Below are 377 nucleotides of genomic sequence, written 5' to 3' on the forward strand. Positions count from 1 at the left end.
TCATGGCAACGAAGACCGCAACGAAAGCCCCGAAGGCTGCAAAATCAGCCGCACCGAAGGCAGCACCGAAGGCCGCAAAGCCGGCAGCCAGGAAGGCCGCGCCGAAGGCCGTTACTCCGGCGAAGAAGGCTGCGACCAATGGCGTACTCAAGCCGCTGAAGGAAACGTTCACGAAGGCGTCGTTGGCAACGCACGTTGCCGAGCAAGCCGGTGTCGAGCCGAAAGCAGCCAAAGCCGTTCTGGCTGCGCTCGAAGACACGATTCTGGGCTCGGTGCATAAGAAGGGTGCAGGTGAGTTCACACTGTCGGGCCTGGTGAAAATCGGCGTCCAGGCTGTCCCGGCGAAGAAAAAGCGCTTCGGCAAGGACCCGTTCACG

General features: G+C 61.5%; 1 protein-coding gene. It reads left to right on the forward strand.

Features of this window, described 5'->3' with window-relative positions:
• Window positions 1-2 precede the first annotated feature (2 nt).
• On the forward strand, window positions 3-377 hold a 375-nt coding region (locus U5A58_RS40570), incomplete at its 3' end, for an HU family DNA-binding protein (RefSeq protein WP_321965469.1).

It is taken from the genome of Paraburkholderia sp. J7, from assembly GCF_905220155.1.
Classification (GTDB): domain Bacteria; phylum Pseudomonadota; class Gammaproteobacteria; order Burkholderiales; family Burkholderiaceae; genus Paraburkholderia.